The 25,451-nt window shown below is 67.7% G+C and carries 22 protein-coding genes and 4 pseudogenes; 13 read left to right on the top strand and 13 right to left on the bottom strand.

Annotation, left to right across the window (positions count from 1 at the left end):
• Positions 1-650 precede the first annotated feature (650 nt).
• Positions 651-1,852: pseudogene (locus tag OHA19_RS01640) on the bottom strand (IS110 family transposase).
• Positions 1,853-2,083: 231 nt separating this feature from the next.
• Here OHA19_RS01640 and OHA19_RS01635 point away from each other — a divergent pair.
• Positions 2,084-2,506, top strand: a pseudogene (locus OHA19_RS01635) (IS5 family transposase); the annotation flags it as partial.
• Between the two features lie 130 nt (positions 2,507-2,636).
• On the opposite strand, the gene OHA19_RS01630 reads toward OHA19_RS01635, so the two are convergent.
• The 3 genes from OHA19_RS01630 to OHA19_RS01620 form a co-directional block, all read right to left on the bottom strand.
• Positions 2,637-2,975, bottom strand: a complete 339-nt coding sequence (locus OHA19_RS01630; RefSeq protein ID WP_405749115.1) for a group II intron maturase-specific domain-containing protein — start codon at positions 2,973-2,975, stop codon at positions 2,637-2,639.
• 90 nt (positions 2,976-3,065) lie between these two features.
• Positions 3,066-4,067 (bottom strand): group II intron reverse transcriptase/maturase, encoded by a 1,002-nt coding sequence (ltrA, locus tag OHA19_RS01625; RefSeq protein WP_405720726.1) that lies wholly within the window; start codon positions 4,065-4,067, stop codon positions 3,066-3,068.
• Between the two features lie 717 nt (positions 4,068-4,784).
• Positions 4,785-5,306 (bottom strand): hypothetical protein, encoded by a 522-nt coding sequence (locus OHA19_RS01620; protein ID WP_405720728.1) that lies wholly within the window; start codon positions 5,304-5,306, stop codon positions 4,785-4,787.
• Between the two features lie 156 nt (positions 5,307-5,462).
• Here OHA19_RS01620 and OHA19_RS01615 point away from each other — a divergent pair, with 156 nt between their 5' ends.
• Positions 5,463-6,311 (top strand): IS5 family transposase, encoded by an 849-nt coding sequence (locus OHA19_RS01615; protein ID WP_405720731.1) that lies wholly within the window; start codon positions 5,463-5,465, stop codon positions 6,309-6,311.
• Positions 6,312-6,314: 3 nt separating this feature from the next.
• Here OHA19_RS01615 and OHA19_RS01610 read toward each other — a convergent pair whose 3' ends face one another.
• Together OHA19_RS01610 and OHA19_RS01605 are read right to left on the bottom strand one after the other, a co-directional pair.
• Entirely contained in the window at positions 6,315-6,440 is a 126-nt protein-coding gene (locus OHA19_RS01610; protein ID WP_405720734.1) for a hypothetical protein, read from the bottom strand.
• 477 nt (positions 6,441-6,917) lie between these two features.
• Positions 6,918-7,454 (bottom strand): hypothetical protein, encoded by a 537-nt coding sequence (locus OHA19_RS01605; RefSeq protein WP_405720737.1) that lies wholly within the window; start codon positions 7,452-7,454, stop codon positions 6,918-6,920.
• Between the two features lie 136 nt (positions 7,455-7,590).
• On the opposite strand from OHA19_RS01605, the gene OHA19_RS01600 reads away from it, so the two are divergent.
• The 5 genes from OHA19_RS01600 to OHA19_RS01580 all read left to right on the top strand — a co-directional run bounded on the left by OHA19_RS01600 (position 7,591) and on the right by OHA19_RS01580 (position 15,425).
• On the top strand, positions 7,591-7,812 hold the full coding sequence (locus OHA19_RS01600; protein WP_405720739.1) for a hypothetical protein: 222 nt from the start codon (positions 7,591-7,593) through the stop codon (positions 7,810-7,812).
• Positions 7,813-8,381: 569 nt separating this feature from the next.
• A complete protein-coding gene (locus OHA19_RS01595) occupies positions 8,382-9,053 on the top strand; it encodes an HNH endonuclease family protein (protein WP_405720742.1) in 672 nt (223 codons plus the stop codon).
• Positions 9,054-9,478: 425 nt separating this feature from the next.
• Positions 9,479-13,948, top strand: coding sequence for a CHAT domain-containing protein (locus OHA19_RS01590; protein WP_405749112.1), 4,470 nt, complete (start codon positions 9,479-9,481; stop codon positions 13,946-13,948).
• Between the two features lies 1 nt (position 13,949).
• Entirely contained in the window at positions 13,950-14,678 is a 729-nt protein-coding gene (locus tag OHA19_RS01585) for a hypothetical protein (protein ID WP_405720748.1), read from the top strand.
• Between the two features lie 579 nt (positions 14,679-15,257).
• Positions 15,258-15,425 (top strand): trypco2 family protein, encoded by a 168-nt coding sequence (locus OHA19_RS01580; protein ID WP_405720751.1) that lies wholly within the window; start codon positions 15,258-15,260, stop codon positions 15,423-15,425.
• A 318-nt stretch (positions 15,426-15,743) separates the two neighbouring features.
• Here OHA19_RS01580 and OHA19_RS01575 read toward each other — a convergent pair.
• From OHA19_RS01575 to OHA19_RS01560, 4 genes and pseudogenes are all read right to left on the bottom strand, one after another.
• A pseudogene (locus tag OHA19_RS01575) lies at positions 15,744-16,663 on the bottom strand (transposase); the annotation flags it as partial.
• A 67-nt stretch (positions 16,664-16,730) separates the two neighbouring features.
• On the bottom strand, positions 16,731-17,078 hold the full coding sequence (locus tag OHA19_RS01570; RefSeq protein WP_405720754.1) for an antibiotic biosynthesis monooxygenase family protein: 348 nt from the start codon (positions 17,076-17,078) through the stop codon (positions 16,731-16,733).
• 64 nt (positions 17,079-17,142) lie between these two features.
• Positions 17,143-17,376 (bottom strand): transposase, encoded by a 234-nt coding sequence (locus OHA19_RS01565; protein ID WP_405720757.1) that lies wholly within the window; start codon positions 17,374-17,376, stop codon positions 17,143-17,145.
• A gap of 541 nt (positions 17,377-17,917) precedes the next feature.
• Positions 17,918-18,248: pseudogene (locus OHA19_RS01560) on the bottom strand (ATP-binding protein); the annotation flags it as partial.
• A 36-nt stretch (positions 18,249-18,284) separates the two neighbouring features.
• Between OHA19_RS01560 and OHA19_RS01555 the strand changes: the two are divergent.
• The gene (locus OHA19_RS01555; RefSeq protein ID WP_405720760.1) at positions 18,285-18,500 is read left to right on the top strand and encodes a hypothetical protein; all 216 of its coding nucleotides are present in this window, start codon (positions 18,285-18,287) and stop codon (positions 18,498-18,500) included.
• Between the two features lie 580 nt (positions 18,501-19,080).
• Complete coding sequence (locus OHA19_RS01550) at positions 19,081-19,215, top strand: hypothetical protein (RefSeq protein WP_405720763.1); 135 nt, start codon at positions 19,081-19,083, stop codon at positions 19,213-19,215.
• Positions 19,216-19,260: 45 nt separating this feature from the next.
• Here the strand turns inward: OHA19_RS01550 and OHA19_RS01545 are convergent, their stop codons facing one another.
• On the bottom strand, positions 19,261-19,719 hold the full coding sequence (locus OHA19_RS01545; protein ID WP_405720766.1) for a MarR family transcriptional regulator: 459 nt from the start codon (positions 19,717-19,719) through the stop codon (positions 19,261-19,263).
• Positions 19,720-19,867: 148 nt separating this feature from the next.
• Between OHA19_RS01545 and OHA19_RS01540 the strand changes: the two genes are divergently transcribed.
• Positions 19,868-21,283, top strand: coding sequence for a DHA2 family efflux MFS transporter permease subunit (locus tag OHA19_RS01540; protein WP_405749109.1), 1,416 nt, complete (start codon positions 19,868-19,870; stop codon positions 21,281-21,283).
• 295 nt (positions 21,284-21,578) lie between these two features.
• On the opposite strand, the gene OHA19_RS01535 is transcribed toward OHA19_RS01540, so the two are convergent.
• Both OHA19_RS01535 and OHA19_RS01530 read right to left on the bottom strand, forming a co-directional pair.
• Positions 21,579-21,815, bottom strand: a complete 237-nt coding sequence (locus OHA19_RS01535) for a hypothetical protein (RefSeq protein ID WP_405720772.1) — start codon at positions 21,813-21,815, stop codon at positions 21,579-21,581.
• A gap of 26 nt (positions 21,816-21,841) precedes the next feature.
• Positions 21,842-22,030 carry a hypothetical protein gene (locus OHA19_RS01530; RefSeq protein WP_405720775.1) on the bottom strand — a complete coding sequence of 63 codons (189 nt, stop codon included), beginning with the start codon at positions 22,028-22,030 and terminating at the stop codon, positions 21,842-21,844.
• A 197-nt stretch (positions 22,031-22,227) separates the two neighbouring features.
• Here OHA19_RS01530 and OHA19_RS01525 point away from each other — a divergent pair, with 197 nt between their 5' ends.
• The 3 genes from OHA19_RS01525 (at position 22,228) to OHA19_RS01515 (ending at position 25,243) form a co-directional block, all read left to right on the top strand.
• Positions 22,228-22,782: a hypothetical protein gene (locus OHA19_RS01525; protein WP_405749106.1), complete on the top strand. Its 555-nt coding sequence runs from the start codon at positions 22,228-22,230 to the stop codon at positions 22,780-22,782.
• Positions 22,783-23,187: 405 nt separating this feature from the next.
• A complete protein-coding gene (locus tag OHA19_RS01520) occupies positions 23,188-23,655 on the top strand; it encodes a hypothetical protein (RefSeq protein WP_405720780.1) in 468 nt (155 codons plus the stop codon).
• A 1,249-nt stretch (positions 23,656-24,904) separates the two neighbouring features.
• On the top strand, positions 24,905-25,243 hold the full coding sequence (locus OHA19_RS01515; protein WP_405720783.1) for a MerR family transcriptional regulator: 339 nt from the start codon (positions 24,905-24,907) through the stop codon (positions 25,241-25,243).
• Positions 25,244-25,451 lie beyond the last annotated feature (208 nt).

Here is a 25,451-nt window from a genome sequence, read left to right as displayed (position 1 = left end):
CTTGATCTTCTTGATGCGGTTCACGGCTCCCTCGATACTGCCGGAGCTCCAGTCCAGGGTGCCCTGATCAACGAGCGGAAGGACTGACGGTGATGCTGTCGCCGGTTCGAGACGCCGCAGAGCGCCTCTGGGGCGGAGCCGGTGCCGCCCGTGCGCGGCGTTGCGCCAGAGGGGCAGGGCGAGTGCGGGTGCGAAAACACGGTGCTCCCTGGGCGTGCACAGCCCGGATCCTTCCGGACCTCGGCTCGCAGTGGGGTGGGGGCGGGGCGGGCGGGAGCGCCTTGGGGATCGGTGGCCGGCCAGTCCCTTCTCGCGCGTCGGCAGGGCCGCGCGCGGGCCGGGCCTGGTGCCCGGCCGTTTCTGAAGCGGAGCCGGAGCGCTGGCGGCGCACAGCGGCTCTGGTGTCGTTTCGTGGGGTGTAGTTGAGGTACGGGGAGGGGTGTGTGCTGGGGATATCCGGGATTGGTTGAGACCGTGTGAGCGCGGGTTCGCGGGGGCGTAGGCCTGCTGGTCTGGGGATGTCTCTTCTTCGTTGAGATCACCTTGGCGTTCCTCAGATAGCGTCAACTCCTAAAGGCCCAGGTGTGTTTTCTCTGGTCACAGCCTTCTGCGTCGACCGCAGGGCAGAAAAAGTGCCCCTATGGTTTTGGTCAAGCAGCGGCGGTGGGTGCGGGGTCGTGGAACGTGCCGTCTCGGAGCATCGCGAAGAGCACGTCGATGCGGCGCCGGGCCAGGCAGACGATGGCTGCGACGTGGTGTTTGCCTTCCCGGCGTTTCTTGTCGTAGTAGGCGCGTGAGTCCGGCTGCGACAGCGACGCGAAGGCGGCGAGGTAGAAGGCTCTCTTGAGCTGTTTGTTGCCTCGTCGGGAGGGATGTTCACCGCGGATGGACGAGCCGGATCTGCGGGTGGCAGGAGCCAGACCTGCGTAGGCGGCCAGGTGTCCGGCGGTCTTGAAGTTGCTGCCGTCGCCGACGTCGTGAGGATCCGGGCTGCGGTCCTGACCCCGATGCCGGGCATGGAGATCAGGACCTGGGAAAGAGGGTGGGCCTCCAGCAGTTCCTCGATCTTGGTAGCGAGGATTTTCCGCTGGTCAAGTACGGACCGGAGGGAGCCGGTGAGGCTGGGCACGATCAGTGCGGCAGCGTCGGTGCCCGGGACGACCACGGTCTGTTCGTCCAGTGCGGCGAAGATGTCTTCGACGAGACGTTCGGCCATGCGCGGGGCCTTGGGCCGCAGCAGGGATACCAGCCGTCGCCGGCCGGCCTTCCTCAACTGAGCTGGTGAGCCATAGCGTTCAAGGAGAACCAGCACGGCCGGATGGTCGAGCCGCGAGCCCAGGACCCGCTCGAGTGAGGGGTGAACCTGGGTGAGGAGCCCGCGCAGGCGGTTCTTGGTGCGTGTCACCTCACCGGCCAGGTCGTCGTCGAAGCCCACGATCATCCCCAGCTCTGCGATTGTCTCGTCGTTCGGTGCCAGATCGCGCAGGGTGTGCGGCATGGTGCGGGCGGCGTCCGCGATGATCGCCGCGTCGCGTGCGTCGGTCTTGGCCTCACCCGGATAAAGATCAGCTATCCGCCGCATCGTCAGACCCGGCAGATATGCGACGCGGCAGCCCGCATCGCGAGCCACGGCCAGTGGCAACGCGCCGATCGAGGCCGGCTGATCCACGACCACAAGCACCGTGCCGTGTTTGGCCTGCAGCTTCGTGAACAGCTCGCGCAGTCGCGGCTCGTTGTTGGGTAGCGCTTTGTCGAAGACCTTCTTGCCCGCCGGAGTGAGGGCGGTGCCGTGATGCTCGCCCTTCCCGACATCCAGACCGAGGTAGACATCGATCTCGCTCGTGCCGTTCACTTACCCTCCCCAGCGGCGCTTTCCCGGCCTCACCTGTGGCATCAGCGTGCCGGCATCCACGTTACGAAGGCCTGCTTCACCCCGGTACGGAATGAGCGGTCATGCCCCTGATCAGCGGTCTGCCAATGCCTCCGAGGCGCGGTGACACCACTTTTTCGACCATGATCGACAAGGGGCTCAAGTCATGCCGGGCTCGGAGGCCGGGAGTCCCATTGCGGGACCACGAAAACGGTAACGGGGCTCCGTGACCCGGCGCTCGGACGGTCCCGAGGCGGCCTGACCAGCAAGGTCCACCTGGTCTGCGATGCTCTGGGCCGCCCGTTGGCCTTCGTCGTCACAGGCGGGAACACCAACGACTGCACTCAGTTCACCACGGTGATGGAAGCGATCCGGGTGCCTCGCATCGGACTGGGACGGCCGCGCGTTCGACCCGCCCACGTCCTGGGCGACAAGGGCTACAGCTCGAGAGCGATCCGCACCTGGCTCAGGCGGCGCGGCATCGCCCACACCATCCCCGAGCGGGACGACCAGGCCCGCAATCGGCTCTGGCGCAGCAGCCGTGGCGGCCGGCCGCCGGCCTTCGACCGCGAGGTCTACAAGCAGCGCAACGTGGTGGAACGATGCTTCAACCGCCTCAAACAGTGGCGCGGCCTCGGTGAGGTCGACTCGGGGCGCCCTGCTGATGTTTCCACCAGTGGGTTTCCCCGAGCCGCCTCCCGAACCCGGCGTGCCCGTCTCCGGGCACCGGGCTCTCCACAAATCCCGTTTCGGGGTGTTCAGTTCCTCATGCCGTAGTGGGCCACGGGGCCGGGATGATTGTTCCCCGGTATCGGTATCTGGTCGTGCTTACCTTTGCCGGGTTAAACAGTTCCGCTTCCTCCGTGGTAGGCCACCAACCACCGCCGTAATAGCGTCGACGGAGCTGCTTCCAAGTGATCCCGGGATGCTTGTGTCGGATCCATCGTGTCACCCTCATCCACGTGTAGTGGCTGAGGTAACAGAAAGCGACGTTCGACACTCCGGGACGGAAGTACGTGCACCATCTCCGCAACACCGAGTTCAGTCGGTGGAGCAAGGACTCCAGAGACAAGCCGACGTTCTGCCGTCCAGTCAGTTCCTTCACCTTGCCCGTCGCGGAACGCACTGATTTCCGTGCCGGATAGGTGTAGATGTACTGCCGGTCAGTGCCCAGTTTCCGGTGACGCTGGATGCGTCATCCGAGAAAATCAAGGCCCTCGTCAATGTGCGTGATCTTTGTCTTCTCCACCGACAGGCGAAGGCCCATCGGCTTCAACGCCTCCGCGACCTCGTCGCGTGATTCCTCGGCGTGCTCACAGCGACCGAAGACAAGCACGAGGAAGTCATCCGCATACCGGACCAGCCGGTAGTTGGGAAATCCCCGGCGCCGTCTCCTGCGCCGATCCTCGGAGGTGCTATCTGGTCCTCCGGGGGCCCGGGCGATGTGCTCGTCCAGGACCGAGAGCGCGATGTTGGCCAGCAGCGGCGACAGGATTCCGCCCTGCGGGGTCCCAGTGCGTGTGTCCGTGAAGGCTCCGTCCCGGGACAGGATCCCAGACTTCAAGAACGCCTTCACCAAGGACAGCACCCGCTTGTCCCCGATTCGATTCCTCACCCGTTCCATAAGAGCCGGGTGCGAGATCTCGTCGAAGCACGCCGTGATGTCGCCCTCCACCACCCACTCATATCCGTGGCTGGCGAGATAGCGAGTCTCAGCGATCGCGTCATGAGCCCGGCGGTTCGGGCGGAACCCATAGGAACACGGGAGGAATTCCGCTTCGAACACCGGCTCCAGCACCAGTTTCAAGGATGCCTGGACCACCCGGTCCGCCACGGTCGGAATACCAAGACGACGAAGCTTGCCGTTCGCCTTGGGAATCATCCGCTCACGGACGGGAACCGGTCGGAAGCTGCGGTCTCTCATCTGAGTCCGCAGCCTGCCGAGAAACATCTCGACTCCCTGCCCAGTCTCGATGGAGCGTGCGGTCTTCCCGTCCACTCCGGCCGTGCGGGCACCCTTGTTTCCCCGGACACGGTCCCACGCCACCAACAGGAAGGAGGGATCGGCCACGAGGTTGAACAGATCGTCGAACCTGCGATGAGAATCATCAGCAGCCCAACGGTGCAGCTTGGTCTGGATCTCCAGTACCCGGCGTTCGGCCTTCATCAAGGCCCATTCCAGCTCGTCGGTATTCACCGGCGACAACCTCCTGGCATTCCAGTGTCCTTACTGCTGACTTGCTGGCCCCCTTCCCCATGTGGCCGGCTCTCCCGGCCTCGGAGTACTACGGAGCCTCCGTCCTGCCCGACGGCCATCAGCCGGCGATGGGCCTGCCCGCCACCGGACTGGAGGTCCGGACTGGGGCGACCGCGGGCAGTTCCCACGTTCACCACGGAATCGATCGACGGGTGAGGTGCCCAGCTCTACCCCGGCAGCATCGCCACGCTTACAGCAGGCTTTCGGCGTGGCCTCCCCACCGGTAGGCAGATCCGGCTTCGGAGTCGGCCGCCGACCATAGGCGGCCGTGCACTGCATCCGGCCCGCATCCGCCAGGTTGGAGCCGGTGTCGTAATTACGGGGCGTCAAGCACTGATTCCTCGCGTACACCTTCCCGTCTCACTAGCCGGACCCGGACCGTCTGGCAGTGCCAGCCCGTCCCGACGTTGTCGGGGCTGCTTACCGCCCGACTCGGCATCCCCCGAGCCGAACTGTCCCCAGCTTCAACCGGATTGCTGCGACAACCCGGCGGTGAAGGTCTCTCACCTCACTCGATTCCATGGCGCCTCGTGGCGCACCCACCCGCTACGACAAAACGCGGAGTCCTACAAAGCAGCCGTCACCCTGGCTGCACTCCTCATTTGGGCGTGAACCTTATGCCCGTCTCCTGTGGTGTCGCCGAGGAGACGACCGCGATCAACGTGTATCGAAACCCAGACGATTCGGGACATCGCCCATTGTGCAGAGCGCCGTGACCTGCTCCTCCAAACGGCTCAGGGCGTCCGTGAGGGAAAGTTGATCGATCCGCTCAAAATAGAGGGTGTGGACATCGGCGCCGAACTCTCCCAGGGGTCTTTCAAGGTCGACATCCACCATGGCTTCAACGATGCACCCGGCCGAGGTGATGGTCACACCTGCCGAGAACCGCAGCTCACTGACGTCCGAGTCGCCCTCCGCAAAGAAGCCGAAGCGGTGGTGGATCCTCAGTTCAGGCCCCGCAGCGTGTTTTTCGATCAAGATGGCAGGCACCAGCCCAGACTCATCCCCGAAGTCGTAGGCGACGTAGAGCTGAGTGGTGAAATCGTCCAGCTGCTTGTGCAGCCGATGCATCGTGGTCAGCAAGAGAGCCGTGCTTTCGGCATGGTCCGCGCCGGTGACGTTCAACATCGGTGAATCATCGCCCATGCGCAGCAGCGCTGGCACGTAGGTTTCGCTCACCAGGCCGCCCCGTCCTCCACACCGTTCGACCCCAACCTCACGGTCCGTTTTGAGTGGGCGGTTCGTGACTCTATGAGTGGTTCTGCTGTCGCCTGATGGTGTGGGCGAAGCCGGAACGTTCCGGTCCGGTGCCGGTGGCCTGCTGGGATCGGTGGGATGAGTGGACGCAAGCCGTACCAGAGTGACTTGTCCGACGAGCAGTGGGCGTTGATCGAGCCGGTGCTCACGGCCTGGAAGAACCGGCACCGTTCCGTGAGCGGCCACCAGGGCCGCTATCCGATGCGGGAGATCGTGAACTCGATCCTCTACCAGTCCCGGACCGGCTGTCAGTGGGCCCTGTTGCCGAACGACCTGCCGCCGAAGAGCGCGACGTACTACTACTTCGCCGCCTGGCGGGATGACGGCACCGACCAGCAGATCCATGAACTCCTGTGCTGCCAGGTGCGGGAGAGAAACCGGCGATTAGAGGACCCGACCCTGGTGATCCTGGACACCCAAAGTGTCCGGGCGGCCACCGGGGTCCCCGCGGTCACGACGGGCAAAGACGCCGCGAAACGGGTGCCTGGCCGCAAACGGGGACTGGCAGTGGACGTCCTCGGCCTGGTCATCGCCGTCACCGTGGTGGCCGCCAGTGTCCACGACAACGCCGCTGGCATCGCTCTGCTCGACCAGGTCGCCGTCGCGGCCGGCGGCTCGGTCAGCAAGGCCCTGGTCGACCAGGGCTTCAAGAACCAGGTCGTCATGCATGGGACCGCCCTCGGCATCGACGTCGAGATCGTCCGGCGCAACCCTGAGGAGCGGGGATTCGTTCCGCAGCCGAAACGGTGGCGGGTGGAGCAGACGTTCGGGACCCTGATACTGCACCGGCGCCTGGTCCGCGACTACGAACACCGCCCAGCCTCCTCCACCTCACGCGTCTACCGGGCCATGACCCACGTCATGGCCCGTCGGCTCACCGACGCGAGCACGCCCACCTGGCGCGATCCGCAGGTGATCGGCGCGTGAACCTCAACCCCCCTCCTCCAGGCGCTCGACCTTCAGGAAGACGCAGTCCGGGCCCTGACCAACGATCTCCGCACCCAGATCGACACCCTTCAGACCCAGCTCTGCGAGGCCGAACTGCGTCTGGAACACCTCGCCATCACCCGCACGACCATCACCGGCCTCGCCGACCGAATCCCGGTCCGGAGTGCCGATCCATCAGGGAGTCTGGAGCTGCCCGAGCACCCGGACCACCCGCGCATCCTCACCGTCTTCAACGACACCACCGGCCCACTGAGGGCCCGCGACATCTGCCAGGCCCTCGACTTCGAACTCCTGCCGAAACACATAGAACGCACCCGCGCCAAAATGAAACGCCTGGTCACACTAGGAATCCTCACCGAGGTCGAGCCCGACACCTTCAGCAAGAAGCAGTAACCAAGTCCGGAACGGACATCAACTCACGAACCGCCCACTGAAGACACTGCCTAGCCCGCTGTCGAACATGGGCGGGCACTTCCTGGATGACGACGAGCACGAGGATGCGGACGCCGCCCGATAGACGTACGGCATCAGCGCACAGTTCCGCCCCCGACCAGCGGCCGGGGGCGCTGCCAGGTCCAGGGCGGATCAGAGCTCGATGATGGCCCAGATGCGGCGCCCGTCCGGCCCGGTGTCGGTCCCGCACCCGGTGACGGGCTGGTGGGTGGTGATCTGGTGGAGGACATCCCGACCAGTGTCGTCGAGTCCAGTGGCCAGGCCGACGTTGTGAGAGAGGGCGAGGATGCATGCCTGCCCGTCCTGATCCGACAGGTGTACAGACACTGTCGTGCCCCCGTCGGCGACCGCAGCCTGCACGAGGAGCGTCGTCACCGCCTCCAGCGCGGCGGCCGTGTCCGGGGCCAGCCGGTACTTCCACTTCCCCAGCTGTTCCACCACCGCAGCCCGAGCCTTCCCCGCCGCCCACGGCGCCGACTCCAAAACCCAGTTCGCCCCGCGCCGGTTGACCATGCCCACCCCGCGCCGGGCAGTCGGCATTACCTGGCTGGGCGGGGGCTTCGGGTCCTGCGGGTTCGGCCGGGGCGGGTTCGGCGGCTTCTTCGGAGGTGGCGGGGTCTTCGGCGGGTACGACGGCGGCGTCGGGCCGGCTTCCACGGGCAGTGACACGGGGCCTCCCAGGGTGCGGGGCGGGGGTGGAGCCGTCCGGTTCAGCGTAGGCGCGCTGCATGCGCTAGGGGCCGGTTTGGGCAGATAAGGCCCCGGCACCACCGCCCTCGTCGTCGCTGCCGAGGTCATCCCCGCCGTGTACAACCACCAGGACACCGCCGTCGAGCACATGATTTACAAGGCGTTGTTCGGGGACTCCGCGGCTTCGGCCCTCGTCACCGACCAGCCCCTCGGCCCCGGCCTCCGTGCCGACAGTCCCGCGGACACGTACAAGCACGTCCTGCCGAACAGCCTGACCCGCTACCACGGGCGCGTCGACCACGCCGGCTTCCACTTCGACTCCACGGAAGCTCTGTAAGCCGACGACGACGTCCTGCCCGACCTCCTGGACTGGCTCGGGCCATCAATCGTCGACTTCGGAGTCATCCACCCCGGCAGCGACGTCTCGGGCGCCGCGAACGACGGCACTCACATCATCACCGACACCTCGGTTACGCTCCGCCTCGACGCCCGCGACAGTCGGCACTCCACCACCCTCGCCGACGAGGGGAACCTGGGCGGCGTCAGCATTCTCCGCATCCTCGAGCGGACGCACGCCGAACCCCCGCCTCCCGAATCCGCCGGCGTGCCGTCGCATACGGGCCGGGGTTCACCACCACCGCCGTCCGCAGTACCTGGACTGCATGAACCGGACACTGTCAGACCCTCGTGCCACGCTGTATCAGCCCGGTGGCGACCTCCTCTCGAAGCCGATGCCACCACCGGTCAACGCTTACCACCTGCACATTTGACTGGCTGTCACCGAGCTATCCAATCCAATCCTGCCATCATGACGGCGCATCAGCCCCTGACCAGCCGGAGTACCGCTGTGACAGCCCGCCGCCTCGCCCCGATCGCTACTGCCCTCCTCCTCGCATCCCTCGTCGGGTGCAATCCCAGCGCGGCCAAGTCCGAGTCCAACTCCAATCCGTCGGCCCCGCCTCCCACTCGAGCAAGGCGTCCGCAGCACCCGGCGCACCTGCGGGCGGCAGCGACCTGTCCCTGGCTGAGGCCATCGCAAAGATTCCGGCCGGTACTGAGGACCGAACCAGGTACGAGCGCGATTCCTTCCACCTGTGGGTCGACGCCGACAAGGACGGCTGCGGCACCCGGAAGGAAGTCCTGATCGCCGAGGCCGTCAAGGCGCCGGCCCAGGGCTCACGATGTGCGCTGAGCAGCGGCAAGTGGCTGAGCTACTACGACGAGGTCACCGTGAACGCGGCGACGAAACTGGATATTGACCACGTCGTACCGCTTGCCGAAGCTTGGGATTCCGGAGCCTCGAAGTGGGATGCGGACCGGTGTGAGCAGTACGCGAACGACCTCGACGCCGACAGGTCGCTGGTCGCCGTCACCGCCAAGACCAACCGGTCCAAGGCCGACCGCGACCCGGCCGAGTGGCTCCCGCCTGTCGCCTCCGCACAGTGCACCTACGGCGCCGACTGGGTGGGCACCAAGCTGCGGTGGAAGCTCACCGCAGACGACAAGGAACGGGCGACCCTGGAAAAACTGGCCAAGGGCTGCTCCGACACCGTCGTGAAGTACGAAGTCGCCCCCTGACCAGCAGGCACGGCACCCTCACCGCATCCAGATCACGGTGAGGGTGCGGTGCCGTGCATCGACCCCAGCCGTCGGCCCCCAAAGAATCTGGGCTTCGCATGGGCGCCATGGCCTGGACGGCACCACCGAGCGGAGCCGAACTGCGGTGACCAGGTTCCCAGCTCGACTCCGCGGGATGCGGTCACCGGGGGAACGGACGGTGCGCCTCCCAGGCTTGGCGAACATCACGAGTTTTTCGGCTCTCGGGCCCCCAGGTCCTGGTGGCGGATCCGGGGGCCTGAGAGATTGCGAGGCGTCTGCGGCCCGCCAACCCGCCCACGGCCCGCACGCGAAGCCGCGGGCCACTGGGCCGGCCAAAGGGAACTATGTGGGTGGCGCGTTCGTCTGTGAGAGCAGACGGCTGAGGGACTGAGGAAGACACGGGGGTGATCGTGCTCGGTCATGCCATGCTGAGGGTCCTGGCGCGTTCGATGTACAGCCAGTTCGACAATCGGGAGGGCAGAGACCTCGCGGGGGTGGAGCAGGAGCTGCGCCGATTATCGGTGCTGGCGCCCCGGGAACGTCGCGATGCCCTGGTCTCCCTGGCTACCGGCGAGCGCGATGAGCTGCTGATCGGCGCGTTCGCCTACGGCGCGACCCGCGAGGATCCGTGGAACACCCGTGCCGACGCGAATCTGCTGGCTACTGTGCTGGAGGCGTTCGCCGCGGGGTTTGTCGTCAGTGCGGAGGCGGAGTGGGACGCGGCACGTCGTACGAAGGAGACGTTCTCCGGTCAGGTTCAACTGCTGCGGGCCATCGAAGCCGATGCCGCCGGAGACCGACCCGAGGCCCATCGCAAGTTCACCCTGGCGCAGAACCAGGGAGAGGCGGCGGGCGACGGGCTCGCCTGTTTGATGGGCGCGCTCGGCGTTGTGGCCTGCGGAAGCCATGCACACCTGGTCGAGCCCTCCGAGATCATGGAGCCGGTCACGCCGGTCTTCGAAGCGCTGGAACCGTACTCCGACGGCGAACTCACCGAGCTGCTGCAGGCGTTCCGTTTGCGCTATGAGGCGTTCCGCCTGGTGGGGGAGGCCGCGCGGACCGGAGGGGCGGATGCCGTCCTGGCACTGGCCGACTCATGGCTGGAGGGGAAACCTCCGGGTGCCCTCGTGGCGTTGCTTCACGCCTGGAGCGGCGAGTTGTGGCGTGCCCTCGATGACGGGGAATCCGACTGGGCCATCGGCTGGGCCTCGCTGGGAGACCGGCTGACCGCCCCGATGGACGCAGCCTCCACGTTACGGAACCACCTCGCGCGGCACTTCTCGGGCAAAGGGGACACAGCGCGGGCCATTCAGGTGCTTGAGTGGTTGCTCGCCGACCTTCCCGGTGACGCGCAGACCGTGATTGTACTGGCGCGCGCCCTTGTCCACGCGGACCGTACGGACGAGGCACTTGCTCTTCTGCGGTCATGGCTCTCGGAACCTCCCACCCACGGCGAGGAAGCCGTCCTCAAAGAGCTGACCATCGTGCTCCTGTGGGAGGGGAACGCTCAGGAAGCCGAGCATTGGGAGCGCGAGTACACCCGCTTGACCGGTACCGGCATCCGTGACCTCGGGCCCACGATGGAACGCCCGCCCCCGAAGCCACAGCGGGCGTTCGCACGCTTCGAGGACGGACAGCTGACCATCTCGCCGGACATTGACAGCGTTCCCCTCGGGGAGGTGGGCCCCCAGATCTGGGCGGCCGTGATCGAGGGGAGTCCCGACGGTGCCGAGCAGTTGCTGAGACTGGCCGAGCAGGAGCCGCTGCTCGCGGCCGACGTGGCGCGACTGCTGGGCGTGCCGCTGGTCACCCGCGCCCACCGGGAGGCCGCGCAGTACATCCGGGAGGGTGAACAGCACTTTCAGCGACGCGAGTTCGCCGAGGCCGCCGAGTGCTATCGGCGAGCTCTGGAGGCCGACCCCGAGAGTGCCATGGCCCTCCTCCTGCTCGGTGACGTCTACTACGCGCTCGGATACATGGCACTGGCGCGGGTGTACTTCCAGGAGTCGCTGGAAGTGGAGGAGACTCCGACAGCCTGGCGCTTCCTGGGCGACACCTTTCGCGCCGAGGCGAGTGCGACACAGGCAGCACACGACTGCTACGTACGCGCTCTCGCCCTCGACCCGGGCTACGGCGGTGCCAGACAGGCACTCGAACAGCTGCCTCCGCCGGTCGCCTCGCCGACTCCCATGCCCGACTCGCCCGCGCCCGCACAGGAACAGGAACAGCGTCCGAGCCCCGATGTACAGCGCCCTGGCATTCCCATCGCGCGCTTCGCCGAGGGACCGGGCATCGAAGCCGACCTCCCTGCCCAGTTGGAGGGCATCTTCAGATGCAAACAACCGGCCCTGGGCGCCCTGTTCGACTCCCTCGCCCACGACGGCGGCTTCGACCGCTGGCTTGCGGACGAGGGACGCGAGCACTGGTCCAGCGCACTGCACGCGCTCAGGGTCCTCGTCCACCAATGGTCGGCCAGAGGCACCGACCTGGAGCGCTCGCTGCTGCTCGCTCGCCGAAGTGTGCAGATCGCGCAGGCACTCGACAGCCAGTGGCCCGCGGGCGACCCCGAGGGCCTGGGCAAGGCCCGCCTGGTCGCCACCACCCTGGAGCTGCTGAGCTCGGTGAACACGTCCCTGGGCCGCTACAGCGAGGCGTACGACCTGCTGCGGGCCGCCGAACACTGGACGGATGCCGACGAGGAGGAACGCGCTCGCGCGGGCAAGCCCCTGCGGACCGGCGACGACCACTTCGACGAACGCCCCCGACGAGCCGCCCAGTACGAAGCGCTGGCCGCGGCGGCTCAGCGCAGCGGTGACGACGCGGGGGCGCGGCACTACGACCGGCTGCGCCAGGAACGTGAGGACGGTGGTCCGATCACCGACCACCAGCGCGTGGTGGATCTCGTCTCCACCGCACTGACGGAATTTCTGCAGGACGGTGACGCGAACAGCGCACTGCTGCGTCTTCGCTCCGCGGAGCGAATCGCCGAGGGCGAGGCGGCCCGCAGCCCGGTCGCGGTCGCGCTGGCCACAGTGCATCACGGCTACGGAGTCCTTCTCACCTGGCTCGACCTGCCTCGCCGGGCTCTGCAGCATCACGCCACGGCACGGGGGCTGAACTCCGGCAACGCGGACCGTCTGGCGCAGGACTGGATCGCCACCGCCGCCGTGCTCGAACGCTGGCCCCGCCTCGGCCCCGTCATGCTGGCGTACGAACAGGTGCTGGTCCTCTCCTCGGTTCCCGGCACGATCGAGGACCGGCTGTTCTGGGCCCCGCGCGGCGAACCCACCTCGCACACGGGCCACCGCGTCGTCGCAGTCGAGCTGGCCTGGAGCGTCATCATGCCGATGGCCCACGCCGCCTGGAGCTCGGGCGAGCTCTACACCGCCACCGACGTCCTGGAACTCGGTGTCGGCCTCGCGGACCTGGTGCGGGCGGCACAGCCCGACGCTGATCTGCGTACCCGCATCCAGGACGAACGAGTCACCGTCTTCGAACTGCTCACCCGCTTCCGTCTTGAGCGGGCGCAGCGCGGGGACGGGGACCGCGAGCGGCATGTCGCCGCCGCGTACACCGCTGCGGAGCGGAAGCGCTCCCGCACGCTGCTCGACGTCATGAGCACCGCCCGCCTCAGATCCCCCCGGGGAGTCCCCGCGCCGCTGCTCCACCGGGAGGCCGAGCTGCTGCGTGCACGCACCGAGACAGAGCGCGCCCACACGGTCGACTGGGCGCGCCACCACACGCTGACCGGCGAGCTCGCCACCTTGTGGGACCGGATGGCGCAATGCGGTCCACAAGCGGCCGAGTACGCTGCCATCAGACAGTCCGACGTGCTGAACCCTGCCGATGCGATCGCTGAACTGGCAGGCGAGCCGGTCGTCGTGGCGTCCTACGCGATCCTGGACGACGGACAGGTCGTCGTCTTCACACTCGGCGCGGAGACCGGGCTCCAGGTGGCGTCCGTCGAAGCCGACGGTCCGCACATGCTGCGTTTCATCGACGATCACTTCGGAAGCGCCGGACAGGTGCGCGAGTTGTCCGAGGACATGCCCGGCCTCTTCCAGCACGTCCTCGGGCCGCTCGTCGCCCCGCTCACCGGTGTGGCCCGGCCGGGGCAGACCGTCCTCATCTGTCCCACAGGCGCCCTCCACCACGTCCCCTTCCACGCCCTGTCCGTGGACGGCTTCCCCACCCTCCTCGACCGCAACCCCGTCGGCTATCTGCCGGCCGTGTCCCTGCTGCGCACCCTCAACCACCGCACCCCCGGGGCCGGCACCGACGCCGTTGTCCTGGGCGATCCCGGACTCGACCTTCCGTACGCCCGTACGGAGGCGGCCGCACTGGCCGACCGGCTGGGTACCGTCCCTCTCCTGGGCGAGGCGGCCACCCGGGAGGAGGTCCTGCTGCGCGTGCCGCATGCCTCCGTCTTCCACGCCGCCTGCCACGCCCACTTCGACGCCGAGGACCCGCTCTCCTCCGGCCTCGCGCTGGCGGGAGGAGTCCTGACCGCCCGCGATATCCTCCGACAGGACTGGCAGAGTGTCCGTCTCGCGGTCCTGTCGGCCTGCGAGACGGGCGTGGGCCGCACCAGCCGGACCGACGAGACCCTCGGCCTCAGCCGGTCCCTGCTCTTCGCCGGTGTGCGCTCGCTGGTGATGAGCCTGTGGCGGATACCCGACTCCACCACGGCCGCCGTCATGGCCGACTTCCACGACCTGACCTTGGCCGGACAATCCCCCGCGCAGGCCCTGCGTACGGCCTTGCTCACCGCACGAGACCGCTGTGGCGACGACCGGATGTACCGGTGGGCGGCCTTCTGCCTCCTCGGTGACTGGCGCGCCCCGGCGCGCACCACGCCCGGAACCGGAGACTGACATGCTGACGCACACGGAACTCCCCGAAGGCTACGCATTGCTCGCTCTGGTCGAGCCGGACGTGGAGGAGATCGAGCCCGACCGGCAACTCCAGCCGCTGGACGAGGCCACGATCACTCTGCTGCGCCGCGAGACCCGTATCGGGCTGGCCCTCGGCCCGGTCCGGCAGGTGGCGGCCGTCGTGCCGGATCGTAGTGGCTACGACGTACCACTGATCTGCGTAATCCAGGCACACCCCGAATCCGATGTGCGCTGGTCTCGACTCGTCGTCGACCTGTCGGCCTCGCCCGGGGCCGTGGTGGCGGACATGTCGCCGGGCCTGGTCGAGGGGGAGCACCCCATCGAGATCGAGACGACGATGGGGGCCGGGCTCACCTTTCAGGTGGCCAGTTCGGTCCTCGGCGCGGAATTGGCACCCCAGATCACTCGGCGCAGGACGGTCTACTGCCCTCGACTCACGTCGTCGGGGGTCGGCTTCACTGCCGCGTACTGGGACTTCAGAGCCTCGGACCGGCAGTTTCTTCACGTCAACGAAGAACTGCGGCTCCTCGTTGACGCTCCCTCGGGTGTCCCCGTCGACGCCAAGGTGACCATGCGGGTGAGGATCATGCCGCGAGGCGTCGGCAGGGCGATACGCCTGACCGGCAAGCTCGGCACCACCGAAAGACTGTGCCGCCTCGCGGAACCGGTGGCGCCCACGCCCGACATACCGGATCGCCCGCACGGCTGAGGACCGCAGGCGAGCGTGAGCAACGATGTCCGGGGCCGGGCCCGAAACAGGAGGAAGGCGTCGAGCCGGCTGGAGAGAGCAGGAGAAGGCAATGACCCGATCTTCGTGTTCACGAATGATCGTTATTCGACGTTGAAACCGCCCGTCTCCGCTGCCAGGAGGCGAGGTTGTTCCGGGTCGTCAGGGTGTCGGGGTGGTCGGGCCCCAGCACGCGCTCCTGGTCGGTCAGCAGACCGGCGAAGGCTTCCACGGCCCCGGCCGCATCCCCCGCCAAAGGGCAAGATTGCCCCGGGTCGCCAGGGTGCATTCGATCGAGAGCTCCGGCCCCCGTTGGAGCTCGTGTCGTTGCACGGGAACGTCACGCGACGTCGAGCGCTGCCCCGCCTCCCACCCGCCGGACACGCACCCCACGCGTCCGTTCTCCCGAAACCTGGGCGCCCGGCCTCAAAACCTTGGCAGACTACTCCGCAGGCACAGTGCGCGTTGGGGGTGTGGATGGCGGGGATCGGTCTTGCCACAGCGATCGAGGAACTGCGGCAGGAGCTCTATTAGGTGCAGGACCTGGGGGCAGACCAGTAGGTGCAGGACCTGGGGGCAGACCAGCAATTCGCGTTCGGCATCGAGGAGGCCGAACTGGAGCTGCAGCTGGAGCTGCGCGACAGCGGCAAGGGGGACGGCAGATCAGCTTCGGTGTGGCGACCGTCGGCGTGGGCGGTGAGCACTCCACCATCCGCACCCACAGACTGACGCTAAAACTTTCGGTCCGGGACCGGGCCCGCGGCGGCTCCAGTCCCGAGATCAGCGACACCGAAACCGGGTCCTGGGACGAGGAGTGATGGAACCGCACAGACTGGTGCTGATCCGCAGCGGAACCACGCGGCTGCGGATCAGCACCGCGTCAGCTCCGGCTATCTCGTCGCACCCCGCCTGGTGCTCACCGCCAGACACATCCTCCGGGACGGCGAAAGCGGCGCCTACTGGGAGGAGATCCAGGTCAGAGTGGGACACCCGGGCCGCAGTGAGACGCTACGCACCGGAGCGGAACTGATCTGGATCCATCCGCAGGACCTGGACGTCGCCCTGCTGCTCACACACGACGAACGTGTCGGTCCCGCAGGCCAGTTGTCGGTCTCTCGCGGCTTCGAGGTTGGTCTCGGAGCAGTACCCGGCGTCGCTGGTGCCGATCCGCTCCTGGCGGCGGCGTTCGGTGTCCTCGGCGCGAGCGCGGGCCTTGGCGGCGGCCTCGGCCTCGATCTGCGCGCGGGCGGCCTGCATCTTGGCCAGGCGCTTCTCGCGGCGGCCCAGCTCGGCGGGCAGGTCGACCTCCTTGCCGTCGACGCCGAAGAGCTGGTCCTCGGCGGCATCGACGTGCTCGGCGTCGGCCAGCAGGGCGGCGGCCTGGGCCTCCAGTTGGGCGATCTCGGCCTCGATCCGCTCCTCCTTGTCCACCAACCGTCCGTAGCTCATGGCCTTGTGCTTGGAGGCGTTCGCCTCCAGCTTCGTGCCGTCCAGGGCGACGCGGCCCATCTTGACCATGCCCAGCTTCTGCGCGAGGTGCAGGGACTGGAGGAACAGGTCGGCCAGAGCGTCCAGGTGGCGGCGGCGGAAGCGGGCGATCGACCGGAAGTCGGGGGCCTGGTCGGCGGCCAGGAACCGGAACGCGACGTCGTCCACGCACTTGCGCTCGATCGCCCGAGAGGAGCGCACTCCGGTGGCGTAGCCGTAGATCAGCAGCCGCACCATCAGCCGCGGATCGTACGGCGGGAAGCCGCGCTCTTCGGTGTAGTCGGCCAGGACCGGCGAGAGGTCGAGCGCATGGTCGACCAGGGCGGCGACGAACCGGGCCTGGTGGTCCTCGGGTAGCCAGTCGTCCAGCGACGGGGCAGCAGCAGGACCTGGTGCGGGTCGAAGGCCCGGAACCGCTTGTCCACCGCCGCCGCACGCGCCTGCGGCCGCTTTGCCTCGACCGGCTCGACCTCGAACAGCCCATCGCCACCACACATACCGGAATCATCCCGCATGAATGATCACGAGGATGGGCGGCGGTGGCACCTACAGATCTGCCGGGCGGGTAAACCCGTAGGCGCGCTCAACCTTGGCCACGTGGAGCGCGAACGAGGCATACCAATGCTCGCGTCCGTGCGCACGGGCCAGGGCGTGCTCTGCGTGATCCCGCCAAGCGGCAATCGAGTCTTCGTCCCTCCAGTACGACACCACGATCCCCAGGCCGTCCGCACGGCGAGCGGAATCGACACCGAGGAATCCCGGCTGGTCGGCAGCCAGTTTCATCAGCCGCTCGTCTCTCTCCGCATAGCCGTTGTCGCCAGCGGTCCGCACGGCGGTGAACACCACGGCGTAGTAGGGCGGGGCGGGCAGCGACGCGGGCGCAGGATCGGTCACGGAGGTCCTCCAACAGACGACACCGGCAGTATCGCCTCAAACGATCTCGCGCACCCACCTGACCTCACAACCCTGCTATCCGGTTACTGACCCACGCTCCTAGCTCGGCTGCAGTGTCCTGCGACGCGCCGGAGGCACCCGGAAGGCCGTCGGCGTCACGCACCCAGGTCCGCAATGTCTCGGGGTTGACGTTCAGATCGGCCGCAACGTCTTTGAACGTCCGCCTGCCGGCCGAAGCCCGCCACAACGTGATCGCGTCGGACCGGAACTCCGCACTGTACTTCGAGGGCCTTGCCACGTGGATCTACACCTTTCAGGATCAACAAGATCCATTGTCAGGCGTGTCCACACCACGGGGATCACCTCACCCGACCCCCAACCCCACAACAAAGACACGGGGGTTGAACCAGGAAGGTCCCACATCATGATCCGCACTCTCCCGGCATCGGATCGCCGCGGCATCGCCCACGCCACCCTCACCGCGCTCGCCGTCGCCGCCGCGCTCCTCGCCCCGGCCGTCCAGGCCGAGGCGACCACCACGTGCGTACCGCACACCACCGGCGTGTGCAGGGCTGCAAGTCCGCACCCGGCAGGTGCGACCGCCGAATGCAAGGACGGGACCCGCGGCGAAGTTCCGCGGCACCTGCAGCCACCATGGCGGCGTCCGCTACTGGTACAAGTAGGCCACGTCCTCCTGTGGGTAGCGCCAGCCCTCCCGCCTGGCGCTACCAGCCTGCAAGAACCGAATAGGCCCGTTTGCAACGGAGACTCCCCAAGAACATTTCTCAACGTCCTGTAGCCGCACGAGCGGTCCGTCCATCCCGGCATCCCCCGGTTCGTCAACCAGAAGGGGTTGTCAGAGTTGGACGCAGGCCCAGTTCGAACCAGACCACCTTGCCGGTCGAGAGACGTGTGGCTCCCCACCGTCTGGCCAAGTCGGTTCACGAGTAACAGACCGTAGCCGCGCTCGTGCGTGTCCCTTCCCCGGCGCTGCCGGGGCATCTGTGGGGAGTCGCCGCCGACTTCGCAGCGCAGGATGTCAGTGCGCAGCAGCCGCAGCGTCACCGGTCGCTCCGCATGGCGCAGGGCGTTGGTCACGAGTTCACTGACGAGCAATTCCGCCGTGTCGGAGAGATCATCGAGACCCCAGCGGCTCAGGGCTCTGCGGGCCGGCCCGGCCCCCGGCTCAGACCGCACCATCTGGCCTTGGCGGTGGGGGACGAGGGCGGCCCGGCCCGGGTGTCCGCGCGCCTGGAGTCCGTCCTCGCGGTTCGTATCGGTGAGGCCTTGAGCGGCGCGACGGTGGTGGGGGAGCGGCGGGCAGAGGGCGAGCCGTACACACGAGTGGAGACGGACCTGATCGTGGAGGTGCTGGCCGGGTCCGGCCGACACGGCACCCTCACCGTGACCCGGATGCGGTGAGGGTGCCTGACTACTGGTCCGGGGGCGACGCCGAGGCAACGGTTGTCCGAGGATGCTGGCCCGGTTGGGGAGTGGAGGTGCAGGTGCTGCTGATCAGCCCAGGTCGGCGCTGGCCAGGGTGACCGCGAGCGCGATGTGGGGGACGGCGCTCGGGCAGGAGTTCCGCCGCCGCGCTCGGATCGGGCGCGGTGCGCGCCTCCTGCAGCGTCAGCAGACCGGTCAGCGCCGCGGAGTCGACCGCCCGTCGAGGATTTCGTCCGCGGCGAGCTCGCCGCCCGGCCACCAGCTCGCGCACCAGGACGGCGGCCTGCTGCGGATCGTGTCGCCACCGCGCGGCGACCTCGTCGCCGGCGCTCGCCAGGTCCATTGCGGCGGAAACCGGCGCTTGCGCAGACCGCCGGAGTCTCCCTCCTGTCCCGGGCCGGCCGCGGTCCTCCCGGCACTGCCCGGCGAGCTTCCCCGGCCCCGATGCGCTGTCACGACGCCTGGCTGCGGCTCCCGGTACGACTTCTTACCAGGGCGGGTGACACCTGCCGGGCAGCAACGATTCTTCGCCGGCCTGGGCCGGAGCATGATCGGTATGATTCGTCATCTGCGCCGTACCGCGCTCCTCACGGCCGTTTCGGCACTTGCCGGGCTCGCGCTGACCACTGCACCCGCCACCGCCACCGCGGCCACGGACACGATGGCGATGAGGAGCGCGATGGACTGGTGACGTCACCAGCCAGTCGCGGACGGCGCCCGATTACTCCTCGCCCACCTATGGGCGGAGGTTGGCCAGCGCCTGCGGAGTCAGGTGTCGGGCGAGTACGGCAAGAGCATCGGCGACTTCCTGAATCCGTTTCGGATCGTCGGCACCGAGCGCCTTGGCGAGTGCGTCGTCGATCGTGGTCGCCCGGACCTGTGCCACTCGGTCCGAGAGGTCGGGGGACTGTCGGACCAAGAGGCGGCGACGGTCCGCAGGGTCGGGTGCTGTCGTGATCGCGCCCGTCTCCCTGAGGCGAGCGACGGCGGTGGATACCTGACTCTGCGGCAGGCCGGTGCGTGCGGCGATCTCGCCGACGGCACTGTCCGGATGGGCAGCAATGTCGCTCACCGCGATCAGGACGGACCGGACAGTACCGGGGTGGCGTCTGCTACCGCCCTCCGGCTCCGGCATGACCTCTTCGCCGATCTTCATCAGGGTTCGCCCCAACAGGAACAGCTCTACTCCATTCATGCCACCACGGTACATCCAACTCGATATATCTATCTTGATGCATCGAGTTCGATGGAATATTGTCATGGCTGGGCCCCGGAAGTTCCGGGGCCCAGGCGAAGGGGTGGATCCCGTGCGGAAATGGCACGCAAACCCGTGGGCTGTCCTGGTGACGCTCTCCCTCGGGTTCTTCATGACCCTGCTGGATCTGACGATCGTGAACATCGCGATCCCGGAGATGATCGACGGGCTCGGCGCCTCGCTCGACCAGACGCTCTGGGTGGTCAGCGGCTACGCACTGGTCTTGGCGGTGCTGCTGATCTCCGCCGGCCGCCTCGGCGACCTGTTCGGGCCGCGCAATCTCTTCGCCGCGGGGCTGGCGATCTTCACCCTGGCCAGCATCGCGTGCGGGATGGCCGCGGGCCCCGCCCTGCTGATCGCCGCCCGCGCTGTCCAGGGACTGGGCGCTGCCTTGCTCGTGCCCCAGACGATGACCCTGATCGTCTCGGTCTTCCCAGCCCAGCGGCGTGGTGCCGCCATGGGGATCTGGGGCATGGTCGCCGGTCTCGCCACCCTGTCCGGCCCCACCCTGGGCGGCATCCTGGTCTCCACGGTCGGCTGGCGCTGGATCTTCCTGGTGAACGTGCCCATCGGCCTGGCCGCGCTCGCCCTCACCTTCCTGGTCGTCCCCGACATCCGGCACGGCCGCAAGCACCGCTTCGACGTGATGGGCGTACTGATCGCCACAGCGGCGCTGTTCTGTCTGACCTTCGGCCTCCAGGAGGGCGAGCACTACCACTGGGGTCCCGGTATCTGGGCGCTGCTGGCCGCTGGCGCCTCTCTCGTCGCGGGCTTCCTGCTGAACCAGCGCGGCAAGCAGGACCAGGAGCCGCTGGTGCCGTTCACGCTCTTCCGCGACCGCAACTTCACCGTCATGACAGTGCTGGTCGCGCTGGTGTCGATGGCCATGATCGGACTGGTGCTGCCGTTCAACCTCTATCTGCAGTCGGTACTGCACATGAGCGCGATCAAGGCCGGAATGGTGCTCGCCCCGTCCTCGCTGGTGTCGATGACCGTCGGGCCGTTCGCGGGACGGCTCTCAGACCGCATCGGCGGCAAATACCTGCTGATGGCCGGACTGACGCTGTACGCAACCGGGATGCTCGCAATCGTGCTGACCGCGGGGGTGGCCACCCCCTGGTACGCGTTCATCCCGGCGACCGTGGTCACGGGCCTGGGAATCGGCTGCGTGGTCGCTCCGATGTCCACCGAGGCAATGCGGAACGTCGAGCCCCGGCTGGCCGGCGCCGCCTCAGGCGTCAACAACACGATCCGTCAGATCGGCGCCGTCATCGGCGCGGCAACGGTCGGTGCTCTGCTGCAGGGCCGACTGGCTGCCGAGCTGGCCACCGGCAAGACGTACGCCGACGCGTTCATCGCCACGATGCACGTCACCGCGATCCTACCGATCGCCGTGGTCATGGCCGGAGCACTCGCCTGCCTGCTGGTACGCAACCACACCAAGGCCAAGCCCGCAGACCCTGTACCGGCTGTGGCCACCCGGGAGACGACGCCCGGTCGCTGACCGAATGGCCCTCTGCTGGGCCGCCAGCCCTACCGGGTAGGAGGTGCTGCACCACTGTCAGCAGGGGCCCGTGCACGTACGGGATCTCGCGGTGCCGCTCGTCGGTGAAGGGCTGGCGCACAGCCTCGATACCGATCCGCACACTGCGGTCCCGGCCGCGGGGGACCCCCGGTCGCCACGTGGCTGTGGCTGACCGCCTCTGGCCGCCCGCGGTGCCGGATGACATCGAGGGTCTTCCGCTGTACAGGCATCACCGGTGGGACGGCATGTGCCACCCGCCGCAATCCGAGGAGAGTCAGGTAGTGGGGCCTTCGTCCAGCCAGCGGGCCACCGCATCGGCGAAGGCCTTCCGGTCCATCCACAGCCGCTCACCCGCCAGCTGATAGCGCCTCCGGGCGCTTCGGCGCCAGACTAGGATCTTGCCGGTTTCGACGGCGTTCTCCAGCCCAGGCATGTCGAGCAGGACACCATATTGGTTCAGCTCTTTCCTTACTTCGGCCGTCTTCAGACTCCGGCCTCCGTCGGCATACACGGCGTGCTGTTCGGCGTGGGATTTGGTCAGGCAGTCCAGCGCGCCAGGAGCATTTCGTAATTCTCACTCGCCCGAAGCTCCCACTCGGTGTACGCCTCGACACCAGACTCCCGGTGCTGCTGCTTCATAGCCGCGGCACGCGAGAAGGCGTGGACCAGTTCGTCGAGCATCTGCTCGGCGGGGGCACGGGGGACAGCGCCGCAGGTCTCCTGCATCTCCCGCAAATTCTCCACTAGGGCGCGTATCGAGTCGTGATTATTCTGCGGATTCGCCCCGGTGGCGGGCGGAGGACGGGAGCGGCCTGACACCACCGGGCCGTACCAGTACTGCCGAATGGCCCGGTCCGGTGAGCCTGCTGGAGAGGAGCGCCATCACTGTCCCCACTGCTGAACGGCGCGTAGCGTGTCGAGTCATGACGCTGCTGCCGGACCTGCCTCAGAACACGGCGCTGCTCGACCTGCTGCGGCAGCAGGGCGTTCCGCAGGAGCGCGGCGCCTACGTCTACGAGGGGTGGGAGCTGCATACCCACCCCGATCTGGTCGAGAGGCTTGAGGACCTTGCTCCCCAGTGGCCCGTCCTGGCGACGTTCGGGATGCCGGTGCTTGCAGCCAAGGGCATAGCCGCGGTCGTCGCCTGGAGCATGGGCACACTGCTGGTGCGCCTTCCCGAAGCGCCGGCTGAGCCCCTGGAGCCCGCAGAGCCCTGCCCGCCCCTGACGGATCCGGGCCAGGGTTGGTACTCGCTCTGCCCCTGGCAGAGCGAGCTTCCCTCGGCGGAGTCCGAGCGCCTGTTGACGCTGCTGATCCAGCATGCGCTCTCGTATGCAGCGAGCCTCTCGGAGGACGACAGCATCGGCTGGCAGGGGCGCCCAGTGCAGGCTCCGCGCAGGCGCAGGGGCAAGGCCAAGAGCAGACGACCCAGCAGGGACAAGGGCAGACGGCAGGGCGGACGCGGACGACGGCGCTAGGGTGCGGAGCGAGTCCTGATCAACGGGTCGCCCCTGGTGAGGTCTTTGATCCAGATCATCGAGGCGCGCAGGTGGAGTCCGGCGAGGTAGCTCTCCGGGGGCACTGTCACGTTGACTGACCGGCCTGGGAGGATCTTCTGGTTGGTCGTTCTGGGAGGGGGGCTTTGAAATGATCGAACGCATGGTCCACGCTGAGCCGCTTTAACGCAGTGCTCGTGGTACCTGTCGGCAATGAACGTGCAGGGCCGGGGGTGCGGTGTTCGAGAGACTGACCGCACCCCCGGCCCTGCAAGATCGGCTACACGACTTGGCGGCACACCATTGTGGGAAGCTCACGTCCGCCGCGCTCGAAGGCTGTCCGGGCTCGCCAAGTACCTTCTGGTGCAGGCGTGTTGGAATGCCTTTATGGTCACTTCCGCTGACGGAACCACGCGCCTGAGCCCGGACGAGTTCGTGCACCGCCTGCGTGCCGAGATCGAGCGGATGAGAGACGAGGCGACGCGCCAGAGGAAACTTGCCCACCGCCGGGCCGAGTTCTGGGCCAAGGCGGACATCGCCCTCGGTTTCCCCGCGGCCCTGCTCGCGGGCACGGCGGGAGCGGCAGGACTGGCCTCGACGGACGTGCGCGTTCCCGCCGCCCTCGCCGCTCTGGCCTCTGCCGGGTTCGCGGCGGGAGCGGGCTTCCTGCGCAGCGACACCAGGCGCCGCGCCAACAAACGAGCCCGGCACGCATGGGCCTCGGTCGAGGCCAGGGCCATGGTGGCACTGACCCAGGAGCACGTGTCCCACGAGGACCTTGGCGACCTGCTGGAATGTCGCCAGGCCGCGCTGGCGGCCTACGACGGCGAGGAGCCCCAGCCTGGGTCGTCGTGATCCGCAGCCCTTCGGCTGCCGCCCCGTGTTGAAGAACTCGGAGTGGGCGACCTGGCAGGCGTAGCCGCCCCCGCGTAGTCGCAGCCGAGCGACGGTGAAGGTCACCGGCAAGATCGGCTGCACCCATGGCGGGACACCACCGGGTGGTGGATCACTGGGTATCTGCGGGACAAGGTCGTGGGATGCCGAGGTCGGTGACGGGCCTCTTCGCGAGACGGGCAGCCTCGGCTTGCTTGGCGCGGAGGCCCGCTCGGACGGGCGTCCGGCGCAACGGGGCGCGACGGCCCGTACCGGCCTCCCATCCCCGGAGTACGGCGGCAGGCGACGCTACGCGGAACGCTCCAACGACATCGCTGCTGGTGGCCGCCCCGGCCGTCCCGTGCCGCGTCTCGGTGGCGCCCGGGTCACGGCGGTGCTGGCCGAGGCCGAATACCTCACTATCGGACACGCGTAAATCTATCGCGGCCGGAGTAGACATTGGGTGGTGGTGTGGTTATGGTTTCTCTCGTAGCCCAGAGAGGCCGCAGGGCCTGGCAGAGGTGAACTGCCGGGCAAGCAGGATCCGCAGTACAAGCAATACCCGTAGTTGCAGTGCGCAGGATGGTGCGGTGGTGGAGTTCCGAAGCCAGGGTTGTTGCAGGACGGCGACGGGGCTGACGACCGGACCGGGTGGCCCGCAGTGATCAGGGGCCGCCGTAAGCAAAACCGCAGTTAACGCAGTAGCAGTACCCGAAGTAAGTGCAGTTCGTAGTACCAGCAGTGAAGTAAGTGGAGCAGCACCCCGGTGAAGGCGTCGGCTGCGGGCGCGCGCACCGGGAAGTTCGGCAGTGGGGTTCTAAGCCAGAGCAGATGCAGGATGGGCGACGGGGCTGGCTGCCGAAAGTGTGGCGCTTGGTCAGGCCGCGAGCAGTACCCGCAGTTCGCAGTATCAGCAGTACCGCAGTTCCCTGCAGTAAGCAGTTGATCATCCGAGGGATGAACGGAGGGATTGGGCGCCATCAGGATCGCCCGGACGCCACGCGAGTCCGGGTACCGCAGAACATCGATAGTTGAGGTGGTCTCCGGTCAAACATCCGCGATCCCCGTACTGCCCGTCCCCGATCGGACGGCTCTGCGGAAACAGAAGGCCGGCGCAGTACTAGGGTCGGCAGATGGTGCAGCAGTTCCTTCGGGGCCCTGGTGTCGTACGCACCAGGGCCCCTCCCCGTGGTCCGAACCCTTTCCTCCACCTGTTTCGCAGTGAGGTGCGATGACAGCAGACTATTCGTTCGGCCGTCTCGACGACGACGGCTACCCCGCCTACACGATGGGCCGGGCCGCAGACATGCTCGGCACCACGCACGGCTTCCTCCGCGCCATCGGGGACGCCGGCCTCATCACCCCGCTCCGCTCCGCCGGCGGACACCGCCGCTACTCCCGCTACCAACTTCGGCTCGCAGCCCGAGCCCGCGAACTCGTCGACCGCGGCACGCCCATCGAGGCGGCCTGCCGGATCGTGACGCTCGAAGTCCGGCTTGCGGAAGCACAACGCGTGAACGCCGAACACGGTCGCTCAGGGTCTGAACGGCGCCCGCGTACGGCTGCCTGAGGTGGCGGTCCGCCGTTGCTGTGGGCACGACCGCCTGGTGTGTCGCAGGTGTGACGCACCTCGTTCCCTCTGGTGACAGGCCGTGGGGGGCGTGTAGCGTTTGCGTCAGCTGTCGTGGTTCGGAAGTTCCCCTTTGCCCACGCCGTAGGCGTGGGCGTTTTGCTGTGCCGCAGGAACCAGGGCGATCACCTCCGCCTTCCGCAGGGTG

The organism is Streptomyces sp. NBC_00012 (genome assembly GCF_045040875.1).
GTDB lineage: Bacteria > Actinomycetota > Actinomycetes > Streptomycetales > Streptomycetaceae > Streptomyces.
This window is presented reverse-complemented; position numbering and strand designations above follow the sequence as displayed.

What these genes read in the sequence shown, in the direction of transcription:
- OHA19_RS01550 (WP_405720763.1), top strand. Translation starts at nt 19,081, where the DNA reads ATGATTCGTCATCTGCGCCGTACCGCGCTCCTCACGGCCGTTTCGGCA.
- OHA19_RS01615 (WP_405720731.1), top strand. Translation starts at nt 5,463, where the DNA reads ATGAGTGGACGCAAGCCGTACCAGAGTGACTTGTCCGACGAGCAGTGG.
- OHA19_RS01525 (WP_405749106.1), top strand. Translation starts at nt 22,228, where the DNA reads ATGACGCTGCTGCCGGACCTGCCTCAGAACACGGCGCTGCTCGACCTG.
- OHA19_RS01545 (WP_405720766.1), bottom strand. Translation starts at nt 19,719, where the DNA reads ATGAATGGAGTAGAGCTGTTCCTGTTGGGGCGAACCCTGATGAAGATC.
- OHA19_RS01515 (WP_405720783.1), top strand. Translation starts at nt 24,905, where the DNA reads ATGACAGCAGACTATTCGTTCGGCCGTCTCGACGACGACGGCTACCCC.
- OHA19_RS01530 (WP_405720775.1), bottom strand. Translation starts at nt 22,030, where the DNA reads ATGCAGGAGACCTGCGGCGCTGTCCCCCGTGCCCCCGCCGAGCAGATG.
- OHA19_RS01520 (WP_405720780.1), top strand. Translation starts at nt 23,188, where the DNA reads ATGGTCACTTCCGCTGACGGAACCACGCGCCTGAGCCCGGACGAGTTC.
- OHA19_RS01585 (WP_405720748.1), top strand. Translation starts at nt 13,950, where the DNA reads ATGCTGACGCACACGGAACTCCCCGAAGGCTACGCATTGCTCGCTCTG.